A 13,568-nucleotide genomic window follows, 5' to 3' on the forward strand; every position below is an offset into this window, starting at 1 on the left:
TCAACGCTCCCGCATCGTGTCACCGGGCATGCCACTTTAGTAATACTCACGGACGTACCCAAGCGCCTTCTCGTACACGTCGTTGTCACGAATTTTGAACTGCACGTAGAGCGTCTGCCGCAACGCCTTCCGCACTTCCTGGTCGCCCGCGATTGTCGATTGCCATCCCTCGAAGCGAACTGCGCGAACGACCTGGTCGATGCGGTCGACCACGTTCGACACGATGATTGGCGTCTCGTCGCCCTTGAGTGCCTCGAACAGTTCGGTGAGCGCCGCTCTGCCCCTCTCCTCGCGCGGGATCTCGCTCTCAGTCTTCTCGGCAGCGACCGTGTCCTTCGCGAGCTCGAGGAGGTCACGGAGGAAGTCGAGGCTGGACTGCTGGATGCCTGCGTACTTCTCACGGAGGGCGTTGAGGCGCTGTCCGAGTTCGATGAAGACGGGGTTGTTGAGGTGGCGTGCGATGCGGGCAGTGATCCGCCTCTCGATCTCTTCCGTGGAGAAGTCCTTGCGCTTGCCGGTCATCAGGTCTTCGATCGTCTGCGCGTCGAGGACGATCGTCTCGTCGCCCTGCGGGATCTCGACGTGCACGCTCTCATTGATCAGCTCGATGGTCTTCGCGCCGAGCGCGTGCCACACGAGCCGGCCGGTGATGTCGGCAGGCCGCACGGACTCGTACACATCCGTGATCCACTTATAGTCGTCGCGGAGGTCCTTGAGCATCGGGTCGGGGCTGAGCGCCTCCCACAGTTGCGATACCATGCTGTACGCGAACCCGAACGCATCCTTGGCATCGTCCTCCGCGATCGCAGCTTGCGCCTGAATTAGGCCCTCGTAGCCGCCGATCGATCGATCAACGCCGGGGAAGAACGAGAGGGCTGCGGCCATGGCCGGCGCGAGTTCCGCCTTCAACTCCTCGATGTTCGAGATCACTCGCTGGACCGCGGCCTCGTCGAACGCGAGCGACTTCGCGACATCGTCGAACATGCCGAGATAGTCCACGATCAGCCCGTGCGTCTTACTCGGCGGATACACCCGGTTCGTGCGAGTGATCGCTTGGAGGAGCGTGTGCTCCTTGAGTGGCTTGTCTAGGTACTGTGTCTGCAGGATAGGCGCATCGAACCCGGTGAGCAGCTTCGCCGTCACAATGATGATCTTCAGTGGGCCGGCTGGGTCGTTGAACCGTGCGACGACCTGCTCCAGTTCGTCGGCACCCGGTGTCCATTGCGCCCATGACGCAGGGTCGGTGCGTGCCTTTGACATCACGATGGTGGATGCTTCGGGCGGCAGCCTCGTGTCGAGCGCCTCCTTGTATGCGACACAGGATGCCTTGTCGTACGCGACCAGCTGCGCCTTGAAACCTTCCGGCTCGACCTTCTCCGTGAAGTGCGTGACCACGTCGTCGGCGATTTGTCGGATACGCTCGGGTGCTTTGATCAACACTTCGATCGACGCCGCCTTCTTCGACAGCGTGATCTTCTCGGCCTCGGTCAGGTTGCGCTCCGTGGCGAGCTCGTCGAACGCGGCGTCGATCTTTTCCTGATCGAGGTGGATCTCCGAAAGTCGCGGCTCGAAGTGCAGCGGGAGTGTGGCACCATCGCGGATCGAGTCCTGGAACGAGTACCGCGACAGGTACCCGCCCTCATCCTCAGGCGACCCGAACCACATGAACGTGTTGTGGTCGCGCTTGTTGATCGGCGTGCCCGTGAGGCCGAACAGGAACGCGTTCGGTAGCGCCTCACGCATCCGTTGCCCGTAGCCGCCCTCCTGTGAACGGTGAGCCTCGTCGACCATCGCGATGATGTTGTGCCGATCATCGAGCACGCCATTGACCTCGCCGAACTTATGGATCGTCGTGATGATGATCTTCCGCGCGCCCTGGCTCAACAGCGTCTGCAGCTCCTTGCGTGAGTCGGTCGAGACCAGCCCGGGAACGTCCGATGCGTTGAACGTGCCGGTGATCTGCGTGTCGAGATCGAGCCGGTCGACAACAATGAGGATCGTCGGGTTCGTCAGTTGGGCCATAGCGCGCAGCTTCAGGGCGGAGAACACCATCAGTAGCGACTTGCCCGAACCTTGGAAGTGCCAGATGAGCCCCTGCTTGATCCGCCCCTGAAGAACTCGCTCGACGATGAGGTTCGTGGCCTGGAACTGCTGGTAGCGCGCGATGACCTTGATCTTGCGGTGCTTCGCGTCGGTCGCGAACACCGTGAAGAACCGCAGAAAGTCGAGCACGGATGCCGGAGCCAGCACCCCTCGCACGGCATCGCCCACCACCTGGAGGCCGACCTTCGCCGACGCGGTCGGATCGGACGTTTCCTCGCGCCACGGCCCCCACAGCTCGACCGGCATGCCGACGGAGCCAGAGCGGAAATCTTTGCCCTCGGTCGCAAACGACAGCACGTTCGGCACGAAGAACTGCGGAACGCTCGCCTCGTAGTCGTCATGGATCTGCGCGGCCGCGTCGATCCAGGTGTAAGCCGCTCGGATCGGCGTCTTCGCCTCTCCCACCACGAGGGGGAAGCCGTTGCACCACAGCACGAGGTCGAACCGCTTGCCCAGCGTGCCGAGCTGGAACGTCACCTCGGTGGACACGACCCACTGGTTAGATGAGTCGTCGTCAGGCTGATCGAAGTCGATCAGACGCACCGTGGTGTGCTCACCGTTCGGTCCGAACGGCATCGACCTCTGCCCGGTCAGCCACGCCATGAACTCTTCGTTCGCAACCACCGGATGCGGGCTGTTGCGCGCCGAGATCAGGATAGCGCGCAGCACATGGACGACCTCGTCCGCCTTGCGCCGATCGGCGGCGATCTCAGGGTTCAGCCTGATCAGAGCGTCCGTGACGAGCCCCTCGAGCAGCACCTCGTCGGCGCGGCGCGGCAGCTCACTGCCCGGCAGGAACTGCACATCGGGCGATGTGATCAGATCGCGAACGAAGTCACGTACCGAGTTTGCCTCGTTGAACTGGGCCATCATTTGCCTCCGAAAACTGTCGAGAAGATGCTGCCAGCCAGTTCCTTGAGCGAGCGCGCTTCGACGTTGGCTGCGGTCATGCCGGAATCGAAAGCATCAATCTCAGCGAGCAGCATCGCTTGGTCGGAGAGAGGTGGCACGACAAGTTTGTGCCCCTTGATGTCTTTGCCGTTGATCTTCCAGATGCCGTTGGTCGACTTCGCGTTCTCGAGTAGTGCCGCGTGAACAAGAGGGCTGTTCCATTGTTCGGCCGCAAAGCGCGGCAGCACCCGCGAGGGGTTGAACCGAAGTCGGATGAGCAAATCGGGATAGATACACCCGCTCGGAAGTCCGCCAGCGACAAGCCCGCCACGGCCCGTCAGTTGACGATTTCCGTTACCCCGAACGACCAAGAAGTCGTCGTCTTCGAGCAGGAACCCTGAGACGGTGGCCGGGTCGACATCAATGTACTTGACGGAGTTCCCGCCAGTCACGAGGCCGCCACGAACGGCACTGATACTGAGAGTTGGAACTCCGCGATTCTCGTCGTTCGAGGGAGCCGACTTGCCATTCGTCGGCCCCCTATCCACCAGGGAGGTGACCGGGTCAAGAACCCAGCCCTTCTTTTCAACTCCACGCGCTAGCCGGTCAGCAAGCATCGTCGACTTTGCCGCCGTGGTGGCCTGCGCGAGTTCCGATGCGGCGAGGCGATGCCGCTCGACCGTCCAGAGGAGCTTAGCGATGCGTTTCTGCTGGTCTAGCGGCGGAAGGTCGAACTGCTGGATTCGAAGATCACGCCAGTTGACCGTCGGCGAGAGAGACCCGACCGAGATCTCGACAGCGCGGTCCAGAAAGTAGGCACTGGAGAGGAACACGGGGAGGAACGTGGGGTCGATGCGCCCTGGTCGAGCGCGCAAGACCAGTGCGTGCGCCGAGCAGATGCCCTCGAATTCCGCGAGAGCGACCTTCTTCTGGTAGGCACGTCGGCGACCGAAGATCACGTCGCCCGGTCGGAACCGCAACTTCTGCGCCTCGACTTTGTCGGGCGCGTCCCAGCGTCGGACCGTCATAACGCCCGGGTCGAGGTGCTCAAGTCCGACGTAGCGGTCGACTCCGGCCTTTGATGGGTCATCAACACGGTCGGTGACGCTGTCGATCACGTCGCCGAAGGCGACCCGTTGCCAAGTGGACTTGTCGAGGTTGAGGCTCACGCGTCAACCTCCGCGCGGAGCAGCGCTATCACGTCCGCAATCACGTTATCCGAGGCATCCGCTGCGTGTCGCCAGTCGGCCACCGCGTCGACGGCGTCGACCTGCTCGCCTGGGTCTGCCGCCTTTGCGCCGGCCACGTACAGCGGAATCGCGAGGCTGTACGCCCTGTCGGCGATCTGGCTGAGGGGCGCTACCGCGGCGAACTGCGGCACGTCGGCGAAGCGGCGGTACGCATCGAGGATCTTCGACTGGTGCGAGTCGCGCAGGAACGACTGAGCCTGTTCGCGCGCGACCTCGTTGACCGCGTTGATGAACAGCACCTTGCCGCGGTGCTCCGCAGGCTTGTTCGCGCGAAGGGTGACGACGACGGCCTCCATGGGTGAGTTGTAGAAGAGTCCCGCGCCGAGTCCGAGCACGCACTCGATCAAGTCCGACCTCACAAGCGCTTCGCGCAGCGCGGCCTCTTCGCGACGGAACAGAACACCGTGCGGGAAGAGGATCGCCGCGCGGCCGGTCTTGGGGTCGAGGCTCTTGGCGATGTGCTGGAAAAACGCGTAGTCGGCGCGTCCCTGCGGCGGCACGCCCCACACATTGCGGCCGTATGGGTCTTTCGCGAAGGCATCCCGGTTCCAGGCCTTGATCGAGTACGGCGGGTTGGCGAGCACGACGTCGAACGTGCGCAGGCCACCCTTTTCGCTCAGGAAGGCGGGTCGGGCGAGCGTGTCGCCGTGCGCGATCTGGCCGTCGGCGATGCCGTGCAGGAACAGGTTCATGCGCGCGATCGCCGAGGTTCCGTAGTTGAGCTCTTGCCCGTAGAGCTTGAGGTTGCGCCACTCCTTTTGCTGGCGCTTCACCTCGGCCGCCGTCGAGATGAGCATGCCGCCGGTACCGCATGTCGGGTCGTACACCGACTCTCCGGGCTGGGGTTCGAGCATGAGGGTCATTAGGTGGACGAGAGTGCGGTTCGTGTAGAACTCCTGCGCGGTGTGCCCGGAGTCGTCGGCGAACTTCCTGATGAGGTACTCGTAGCCGTTGCCCAGTTCATCCTCGGGCAGGTTCGCGATCGACAGCGTCTGCGTCGAGAAGTGCTCGATCAGGTCAGCGAGCGTAGAGTCGGGCAGCAGATTCTTGTTGCCCCAGTCTCCGTCGCCGAACACCCCGGGCAGCGTGTCGGGGTTCGCGGACTCGATCGCCCGCATTGCCCGCAGCACCGTCGCGCCGATGTTCTCGGTCACCGCGCGAACGTCGCGCCAGTGGCATCCGTTGGGAATCGCGAAGCGATGATTCTCGGGCAGATCGGCGAACTCTTCGTCACCGTAGGTGTCGAGGGCCGCGGCGTGCTCTTCGTCGTACACGTCCGAGATGCGTTTGAGGAACACCAGTGGGAAGATGTACTGCTTGTAGTCGCCGGCGTCTATAAGTCCGCGCAGGATGACGGCGGCACCCCACAGGTAGTTCTCGAGCTCACGCTGGCTGATCCGGCCGGTCATGCGCTCAATCCCCACTTCGCGAGTTCTGCTTCGAGGGCCGCGCGCGTCTCTCTGGCCCGCTCGTGCGCGGCCTCCAGATTCGCCAGCGCGTCGACGAGCGTGATCTTCTGGCCCTCCTCTGCCGAAGTCACGTACAGCGGGATGTTGAGGTTGAAGCCGTTGTCCTCGATCTCGGCGAGGTCGGCGACGTGGGCGCGGCCGGCGATGTCGGCGAACCCGCGGTAGGTGTCGAACAGCTCGTCCGCGTGCTCGGGTTCGAGGGTGTTCTGGTTGCGGCCCTTCTTCATGAGGTCCTCACCGTTGATGAACAGCACCTTGGCCTCTTGGTCGGCGGGCCTCTGGTGGCGCAAGATCAGCACGCAGGCGGCAAGGCCCGTCCCGTAGAACAGGTTCGGCGCGAGACCGATGACCGCTTCAACCTTCTTGGCCTTCAAGATGTGGGTGCGGATGCGTGCCTCGGCTCCTTGTCGGAAGAGCGCGCCCTGCGGCAGCACGACCGCGACCCGGCCGGTGTTCGGGTCGGCAGAGGTGAGCATGTGCTGCACCCACGCCCAGTCCGCATAGCCCTTCGGCGGGACCCCGCCGAGTTGGTTGCGACCCCACCGGTCGGACGCCCATTCGATATCGCCCCACGCCTTGAGCGAGAACGGCGGGTTGGCCACCACATTGTCGAATCGGGCGAGTCGGTTGCCTGTGTAGAACGCGGGATTGCGGAGGGTGTCTTCGCGAACGACCTTGAAGTCCTCGACGCCGTGCAGGAGCAGGTTCATGCGTGCGATAGCGGAAGTGGCCAGGACTTTCTCCTGGCCGTAGAGCTTGCCCCACAGCGTCCTCGGGCTACCTCCAGCATCCTTCACATGCTCTATGACCTCGATGAGCATGCCGCCGGTCCCGCAGGCGGGGTCGTAGACGCTCTCCCCCTCCTGGGGATCAAGGATATTCACAAGCAGACGAACGACCGATCGCGGCGTGTAGTACTCGCCGGCCTTCTTGTTGGACTGGTCAGCGAACCGTTTGATGAGGTACTCGTACGCGTTGCCGAACACATCCGGTGCGACGTTCGCATTGCTCAGAGTTCTCGTCGAGAAATGCTCGATGAGGTCGGCGAGCTTGCTGTCGGGCAGCTTGTCCTTATTCGTCCAGTTCGCGTTGCCGAAGATCCCGTAGAGCGTCTCGGGGTTCGCCTTCTCGATCTCGCGGAATGCCGTCTGAAGCGCGGTGCCGACGTTTTCGGTCTTCTCACGCACGTCAGACCAGAGGTTTCCGTCGGGGATCGCGAAGCGGTGGTTCTCGGCGAACGCCGCGAACTCGTGGTCGCCACCGGACTCTCCGAGCGCTTGTTCGAACTCTTCGCGGTAGACGTCGCTGACCCGCTTGAAGAACATCAGCGGAAAGATGTACGCCTTGAAGTCGGCCTGGTCGATGCTGCCGCGTAGGAGGTCAGCGGCACGGGCAAGGTACTGCTCAAGCTCGGCGAGCGACATGGAACGACTGCGCACGGCTCGTGGATCAACCGAGGGCGGGGCAGCCGTGCTCACGCGGATTCCTCCATGATCGATGCGTCGACGATGTCGTGGAGGTATGGCTGGCGCCCCTCAGTAAGTTCGGCAACCGCTCTTCCGACCAATTGTACCCGGGTGGCCAGGAAGGCGTCGAAGTGCGGTTTCACTAGCTCCGCGAGCTCCGAGCCCGCCACATCGAGCGGGTATGGCCCCGCCGCCACGAGTAGTTCATAGGGTACGAGGTGGGTCGCGAGACGCGCACGCACGTCGCTGGGGTCGGGCGCTTTCTGCGCGCGGTCTTCCAGATATTGGATGGGATCCAGCCGGCCAATAGTGCGATTGGTTTTCCAGGTGATGAGCACGCAATTGAGCGCGAGGTACGAGTTGATCCCGGCTGCACGGAGCAGGGCGTCGGGGAAGAGGTGGTGGTACTCGCGGCGACTGATGTTGTCCGCCGAGAGTTTCGTGTCGTCCGCAAAGTCGCGTGCACCGAAATAGGTCGATGCTGCGAGTACCGCTCGTCCGAGTCGATCGGCCTTCTTCGACCAATCCGCCGCGAGCAGATCCCTGCGCGTCGGCAGCGGGTACAGCTCGCGGTCGAATACCGGAACGCTGTCGACGTCGCCCGTACCATCGAGATACGCCCGCAGAGGTGCGTAATCGGCGGCGGCTCGCGTCGCGGCCGCACCGACATAGCGAGTGGTGAAGAACGCCGACCAAAGATACCTGCGCACGAGCTGGTCGACGCGCGCCCTGTCGTCGCCATCCGTCGCTGCATTCGCGAGGAGTGCGGCAGCGACGGGCAACGGGGGACCACTCGGAATCTGCGACGACGTGAAGATCCCTTCGCCTGCGAGGAGTTCGGCGAGCCGCTTGAGCCCTGCAGACATCGTGTCCCAGTCGGCGACGAACTTAGGGTAGTCGAGCTCGTAGTAACCCTTCTGGTTGGGCTGCTTGCCCTGCATCAGCGCGGACACCTGCAGAACCGCGTCACCAACATCGCCGAAATACCGAGCCAGCGCAGGCTGAGCCTCGTTCAAAGCTCGCAAGCACTCTCGTAGACGTACCCCCGTCGCGTTCTCGAGCTCGGCGACCACAATGTCGTACGCCCGCAATGACTTGGCGTTGGTGTTCATGTTGACGAACACGCGCAGCGCAACGTCCTTCTGGGTGGCAGCCGGGAGCCTGAGGTATGGCAAGTTGTAGTGCCTCACCCGCTCGCGGAGCGGGCCGATCCATTGTTCCTTCAGGACACTTCTGCTTGCACTGACTGCGCGCTCCGCAAGAAGTACCTGCACTTGTTCCTCGGCGCTCGTTGCTTCACCGATCGTCGGCGCAGGGTACGCGGCATCCACCCAGCGGTCGACCTGATCTCCGCTGGGGTCGAGAAGGCGAACGGGAACCAATCCGCGTCGTCGACACTCGGCCGGGTCATCAGCCCACAACGGCTTGACACCGCGACGATCGCGCCAGCGGACGACTGCTCTCACTGACATACCGTGATCGTCGTTGTCGGGATCTTCGTCCAGCTCTGGCACGTGAATGAAGTACGTTACGTGGGAGCTCGTCGCCTTAAGGGCCTGCCACAGGGCCGTCAATCGCTGCTGACCGTCGAGCAGATGCTCGGTGACCTTCGAGGTCGGCTCCGGCGCGGTTTCAAGCGGGCGCGAGTGGAACTTCTCATCGTCGCCAACATCCAAGATCAGGGTGATACCTAACGGGAGATCCTGGATGATCGTGGTGAGCATCGACACGACCCGACCCCGATCCCAGGCGACACCGCGTTGGAAACTCGGAAGCCGGAGCTGACCACTACTGATTCGATGCAGCCAGTCGTCGATCGGGCGATTCAGTGCCTCGCTACGGTTACGCTCGTCACTCACTGCGCAACTCTTCTCTTCTCTGCTCACCCATGTTGACAACTTCTTCAGCCTAACGATGAGGGTGGCGAACCGCCCCTCGGTACACGCGCAATGAGCGCTTTCGACCCAACATCCGCCGGTCGGATGCGGCGCAGTGATCGTTGCCAAACGGCCGCTACGTGGCGCCAACGCGGAGCCCGCGACGTAATGGCTCCAACCGCATGCGCAGCGCAGGACCACAGGGCTCGTCCGCGGACGCGGTCCGGCGCGCAGGTCGCGGACCGGCGCGCAGGTCGCGGACCGGTGGGCTCAAAGCCCGTGAATGTGACCCAAGAGCGGCTAAGAACGCTGTCCGAAGACTTTCACCACAAACGGGATACTTGGTCATTGGCAGGGCTGTGCCCCTGGAGGGATTCGAACCCCCGACCCGCTCCTTAGGACGGAGTGGCTCTTCCACTGAGCTACAGAGGCTAGGCACCCCAAGTCTAGACGGCCGCGGGCCGCGGCATCCCGTCCCTCCTCAACCCCAGCGCGCCCCGCCCTAAGCTGACCAACGTGACCCGAGATGCCCCAGCCGCCGCGCCAGCGCGCGGGCCGCTGCGGACGGCAGTCGGGATCCTCGCCGCGTTCGTCTTCTTCTTCGCCACCATGGCGACCTGGATCGGCGGACTCATTGCGTTCGACGCGCTCGGCATCCCGATGCAGGGCGACGAGTGGCTCGGCTGGGTGCTCGCAGGGCTCATCGCCGTCGCGGTGTGGCCACTCGCGCGACGGCGAGCGCACCGCGAGTTCTGGGCTCACCAGCACCACGACGCCACACCGCCGAAGGCCTCCGTGACGGCACCGGACCGCGCTCTGCGAATCCTCGTCATGGTCATCGGCGCCGCGGGACTCGTCGCGCTGTGCGGGCCACGCAACGTCACTCTCGCCCTGGCTGAGGCGTGGCAGATCATCGCTCCGGGCGGACGGTCATCGAGCGCGCTCCTGCAGCTGATCGGCCTGCTGCTGTGCTTCGTGCTGATGGTTCCGCCGATGCTCATCACCCAGCGGAGCCTGCGCCGCACCCCGCGCAATCACCCGGATCGCCTCGGTCTCGAGATCCGGCAGAACTGGTACGTGTCGGCGGCGACCGCGTGGGCCTGCTGCCTGCTGCTTGGGCTGATCGTGAGCTTCGTTCTCGCCGAAACCCTCTGACGCGGTAGTCGTCCGCCGACCTTCAGAATCCCCTGGGAGTCGGCGCTCACGTTTGCGTTCGGGGCGGATTCTCGGAATCGTGGCGGGCTCCGCAGCAATCCACGGAAGGAGAGCTTCATGCTCACGCTCACCGAGAACGCCGCCACCGCGGTGAAGAACCTCACCGCCCAGATCCCCGCCGAGACCGGCGGTATCCGTATCAGCGACACCGGCTCCCCCGAGACCGGCTTCGCGCTCTCCCTCGCCGAGGCTCCGCACAGCGAGGATGCCGTCGTCGAAGCCGACGGTGCTCGCATCTTCGTCGACCCGGCCGCGGCCCTTGCGCTGGATGACCGCGTGCTCGACGCACAGGTCGACGGCGAGGGCGCGATCAGCTTCGCGCTCGGCGTCCGGGGCTGACACCCCGACAGACTTCGAGAGCCCCGGCATCCGCATCCTCAGCGCGGAGGTCGGGGCTCTCGCCTGTTCGGGGCGCAGGCGCGACCACGCTGACACCGTGCACGCCCTTCCCTCTAGCCCGCGAGGATGATGGCACGGGATGTGCGTGCTCAATCTCCTTCCGGCACAGTGGCAACCGGTGCCGCCCGGCTAGATTGCTGACGTGAACGAAGTGTGGATCGTCTATCACGACAGCGGGCCAGACGACAATATCCTCGGCGTTTTCGGATCGCTGGAGGAAGCGGACTGCTACGCCGAGGAAGTCGGCCCACAATGGGAAAAGGGTGCGCTCGTAAGCCACTTCCCCGTACCGTGGCGATCCGCAGATCGTCAGACGATCATCGAGATCTAGCGGCACCGATCGCCGCACGCAGAAAGGCTCATCGATAGGGTCGAGAGGATGGAAGCCGAGATCATCCCCCGCATCGTCCTGTTCGTCCCGATGGGCGGCGCGGGAGCTCTGCTGATCTGGATGGCGCGGGCTGCGGCATCCGGAAAGCTGAAGCGGAACTCGCTCGCCGGCATCCGCACACCCAGCACCATGGCCAGCGACGAAGCCTGGCTCGCCGCTCACGAGCGTTCGAAAGGTGCGACTCTGCTCACCGGCTACCTGGCGGTCGCGATCGGCGTGGTGTCTCTCGTGCCGATGCCTCCGGCAGCACTCGGGATCATGGTGCTCGTGGGCGCCGTGCTCATGGTCATCGTGATGATGTGGGGAACGCGCGTCGGCATCAAAGCGGCGCTGGCAGCAACCGAGGCTGCGCGATGACACCGGGGCCCGTCGAGATCGACTTGCACGACGATGTCGTCTTGCGGTCGCTCCGCCCCGGCGATGCCGCGGCTCTCGCCGAGGCCTACCGCGTGAACTCTGAGCACCTCGCACCTTTCGAGCCCCTCCGCCCGGCGGATTTCACCACCGAGGCAGGTCAGCAGACCGAGATCGCCGCCCTCATCGCGAGCCGCGAGGCCGGCACCGCCCTGCCCCTCGTCCTCACCCACGGCTCGAGAGTCGTCGGACGGGTCACGCTCTCGGGCATCGTCCGCGGGGCGTTCCAAAGCGGGAACCTCGGCTACTGGATCGACCAGCGCTACGCGGGCCGCGGCCTCATGACCGCTGCGGTGAACGAGATCTCACGTCTCGCGGCGAATGAACTCCAGCTGCACCGCATCCAGGCCGGCACGCTCGTCGACAACGTCGCCTCGCAGACCGTCTTGAGAAGGTGCGGCTTCGTCGAGTTCGGACTCGCGCCCGAATACCTGCTCATCGCCGGCCGCTGGCAGGACCACCGGCTGTTCCAGAGGATCCTCGAGCCCTGAGGTCCGGGCGACGGCCAAACGTGGCCCACCTGGCGCTTCGCGCCGACTCGCGGCGTCGATAGCGGCGTGACCTGAGAAGCGAATCGCATCGACCGCCGCAGCGGAGAGGCGGAGGTTGTAGCGATCGCACATGCCCGCTGTCACGACGCGCAACACGACTCACGGCCGAAATACCGGTACGGGAGGATGAGGCGCGCCATCCCGGCGCGACCCGTCGCGTCACCCTGGAGGATCCCGTGTCTTACGCAGCCCCGCAGCCCGCCGCCTCGAACGTCGACCCGCTCTCGCAGCCCCTTTACGGCGCGAGCTTCGGCCAGGCCTTCAGCCGCTTCTGGAAGAAGTACGCCACCTTCACCGGTCGCGCAAGCCGCAGCGAGTTCTGGTGGTGGTACCTCGCGGCCGCCGTCGTGACCGCCGTGCTCTACATCATCGCCGGCATCCTGGGATTCTCCGGTGCCACCTACGACTCGATGACCGGCGCGGTCGCGCCCGGCCCGCTGTTCGGCATCGGCGCGCTGCTCATCGCCGTCTGGCACCTGGCGACACTGGTTCCCACGATCGCCCTCTCATGGCGCCGCCTGCACGACGCGAACCTCGCGGGGCCGTTCTGGTTCCTCAGCCTGGTCGCCGGCATCGGCAGCCTGGTGGTGCTGGTGCTCTGCGTGCTCCCCTCGAACCCCGCGGGAGCTCGCTTCGACCGCTGACCGCAGCCTCGATCACTCCGGGCGGTCGGCGAGCCAGTACAGGGCTCCGTCGGCCGTCCGCTCGAGCACACCGGTGTCGACGGCGTGACGGCGGAAGAACGCGGCATCCGTCACGAACATGCTCAACCGCTCGTTGAGCGCCGGCTCGGTGACTCGTTCGCCCTCGCCGACGACCCGGCGCGCCACGGCCGCCACAGCGGGGTCGAGCTCGTCCAGCGCGAGATCGCCGGCCGAGATCCGCGAGCCCTGCAGCGACGTCAGCGGGCCGAGATGAGCGTCGAGCGCGGCGAGCGCCTCATCCAGGAAACTTTCGCTCAGCCGCATGCCGTCATCCGTCCGCTCAGCGACGCCGCTGCGAACGAACGCCTCTGACTGCTCCCCTACGGATGCCGTCGGCGTCGGCCCGATCAGCTCGGCGAAAGCTACGCGCAGGCGCGGGCTGCGAAGCATCATGACGAGGGAGCGAACCGGACGCAGCGACGAAGCAGACATCCCTCGATCCTCACCGACCGCGGCGCGCGCATCAAGGCGACGAGCTGACCGCGCCGCGCAGGCCATCCGGTGTCTGACCTGGCACTTCGCGCCCACTCGCAGCGCCAGAGGGGGCTTGAGGTGACAGGTGAATCGGGAGAGAGCAGAAGCCCAAGCGCGTGCGAACTCGCGCAGTCAGGGGCGTCCAGGCAGACCACGCTTCACCTGGCACCTTGCGCCCCTTTACAGCGCCGGGAGGGGCCAGAGCTGCCAAGTGAACCGACGCATACGCGTGCGAACTCGCGCAGCGCGGGGAGCCACGCTTCACCTGGCACCTCGCGCCCACTCGCAGCGCCAGAAGGGGCCGCAGCTGCCAAGTGAACGACGCGTACGCGTCGTGCGAACTCGCGCAGCGCGGGGAGCCACG

The 13,568-nt window shown here is 64.8% G+C and carries 12 protein-coding genes and 1 tRNA gene; 6 read left to right on the forward strand and 7 right to left on the reverse strand.

All coding sequences use genetic code 11. The features are described from left to right. Positions 1 to 36: 36 nt before the first annotated feature. The 6 genes from C1N74_RS10220 to C1N74_RS10245 all read right to left on the reverse strand — a co-directional run bounded on the left by C1N74_RS10220 (position 37) and on the right by C1N74_RS10245 (position 9,488). Positions 37 to 2,973 carry a type I restriction endonuclease subunit R gene (locus tag C1N74_RS10220; RefSeq protein WP_258317910.1) on the reverse strand — a complete coding sequence of 979 codons (2,937 nt, stop codon included), beginning with the start codon at positions 2,971 to 2,973 and terminating at the stop codon, positions 37 to 39. After that, the gene (locus C1N74_RS10225) at positions 2,973 to 4,163 is read right to left on the reverse strand and encodes a restriction endonuclease subunit S (protein ID WP_137750480.1); all 1,191 of its coding nucleotides are present in this window, start codon (positions 4,161 to 4,163) and stop codon (positions 2,973 to 2,975) included. The genes C1N74_RS10220 and C1N74_RS10225 overlap by 1 nt, the downstream gene beginning before the upstream one ends. Continuing rightward, complete coding sequence (locus C1N74_RS10230) at positions 4,160 to 5,653, reverse strand: class I SAM-dependent DNA methyltransferase (RefSeq protein WP_137750481.1); 1,494 nt, start codon at positions 5,651 to 5,653, stop codon at positions 4,160 to 4,162. The genes C1N74_RS10225 and C1N74_RS10230 overlap by 4 nt, the downstream gene beginning before the upstream one ends. Continuing rightward, positions 5,650 to 7,191 carry a class I SAM-dependent DNA methyltransferase gene (locus C1N74_RS10235; protein WP_258317911.1) on the reverse strand — a complete coding sequence of 514 codons (1,542 nt, stop codon included), beginning with the start codon at positions 7,189 to 7,191 and terminating at the stop codon, positions 5,650 to 5,652. The genes C1N74_RS10230 and C1N74_RS10235 overlap by 4 nt, the downstream gene beginning before the upstream one ends. Next, positions 7,188 to 9,038 (reverse strand): DUF262 domain-containing protein, encoded by a 1,851-nt coding sequence (locus tag C1N74_RS10240; protein ID WP_181405513.1) that lies wholly within the window; start codon positions 9,036 to 9,038, stop codon positions 7,188 to 7,190. The genes C1N74_RS10235 and C1N74_RS10240 overlap by 4 nt, the downstream gene beginning before the upstream one ends. Before the next feature lie 378 nt (positions 9,039 to 9,416). Then, positions 9,417 to 9,488, reverse strand: a tRNA-Arg gene (locus C1N74_RS10245). A gap of 84 nt (positions 9,489 to 9,572) precedes the next feature. Here C1N74_RS10245 and C1N74_RS10250 point away from each other — a divergent pair. The 6 genes from C1N74_RS10250 (at position 9,573) to C1N74_RS10275 (ending at position 12,670) form a co-directional block, all read left to right on the forward strand. Beyond that, entirely contained in the window at positions 9,573 to 10,211 is a 639-nt protein-coding gene (locus C1N74_RS10250; RefSeq protein ID WP_137750483.1) for a hypothetical protein, read from the forward strand. 117 nt (positions 10,212 to 10,328) lie between these two features. Continuing rightward, positions 10,329 to 10,610 (forward strand): iron-sulfur cluster assembly accessory protein, encoded by a 282-nt coding sequence (locus C1N74_RS10255; protein ID WP_137750484.1) that lies wholly within the window; start codon positions 10,329 to 10,331, stop codon positions 10,608 to 10,610. 202 nt (positions 10,611 to 10,812) lie between these two features. Continuing rightward, the gene (locus C1N74_RS10260) at positions 10,813 to 11,001 is read left to right on the forward strand and encodes a hypothetical protein (RefSeq protein ID WP_137750485.1); all 189 of its coding nucleotides are present in this window, start codon (positions 10,813 to 10,815) and stop codon (positions 10,999 to 11,001) included. A 48-nt stretch (positions 11,002 to 11,049) separates the two neighbouring features. After that, positions 11,050 to 11,418 (forward strand): SdpI family protein, encoded by a 369-nt coding sequence (locus tag C1N74_RS10265; protein ID WP_137750486.1) that lies wholly within the window; start codon positions 11,050 to 11,052, stop codon positions 11,416 to 11,418. Next, positions 11,415 to 11,966, forward strand: a complete 552-nt coding sequence (locus tag C1N74_RS10270; protein WP_137750487.1) for a GNAT family N-acetyltransferase — start codon at positions 11,415 to 11,417, stop codon at positions 11,964 to 11,966. The genes C1N74_RS10265 and C1N74_RS10270 overlap by 4 nt, the downstream gene beginning before the upstream one ends. Positions 11,967 to 12,202: 236 nt before the next feature. Continuing rightward, positions 12,203 to 12,670 (forward strand): DUF805 domain-containing protein, encoded by a 468-nt coding sequence (locus C1N74_RS10275; protein ID WP_137750488.1) that lies wholly within the window; start codon positions 12,203 to 12,205, stop codon positions 12,668 to 12,670. Positions 12,671 to 12,682: 12 nt separating this feature from the next. On the opposite strand, the gene C1N74_RS10280 is transcribed toward C1N74_RS10275, so the two are convergent. Further along, positions 12,683 to 13,162, reverse strand: coding sequence for a DUF2087 domain-containing protein (locus C1N74_RS10280; RefSeq protein ID WP_137750489.1), 480 nt, complete (start codon positions 13,160 to 13,162; stop codon positions 12,683 to 12,685). Positions 13,163 to 13,568 lie beyond the last annotated feature (406 nt).

It is taken from the genome of Microbacterium sp. SGAir0570 (genome assembly GCF_005491085.2).
GTDB classification, from domain to species: Bacteria; Actinomycetota; Actinomycetes; order Actinomycetales; family Microbacteriaceae; genus Microbacterium; species Microbacterium arborescens.

Coding starts and splice junctions, on each gene's coding strand:
- C1N74_RS10220 (WP_258317910.1), bottom strand. CDS start 2,973: ATGGCCCAGTTCAACGAGGCAAACTCGGTACGTGACTTCGTTCGCGAT.
- C1N74_RS10230 (WP_137750481.1), bottom strand. CDS start 5,653: ATGACCGGCCGGATCAGCCAGCGTGAGCTCGAGAACTACCTGTGGGGT.
- C1N74_RS10255 (WP_137750484.1), top strand. CDS start 10,329: ATGCTCACGCTCACCGAGAACGCCGCCACCGCGGTGAAGAACCTCACC.
- C1N74_RS10265 (WP_137750486.1), top strand. CDS start 11,050: ATGGAAGCCGAGATCATCCCCCGCATCGTCCTGTTCGTCCCGATGGGC.
- C1N74_RS10270 (WP_137750487.1), top strand. CDS start 11,415: ATGACACCGGGGCCCGTCGAGATCGACTTGCACGACGATGTCGTCTTG.
- C1N74_RS10280 (WP_137750489.1), bottom strand. CDS start 13,162: ATGTCTGCTTCGTCGCTGCGTCCGGTTCGCTCCCTCGTCATGATGCTT.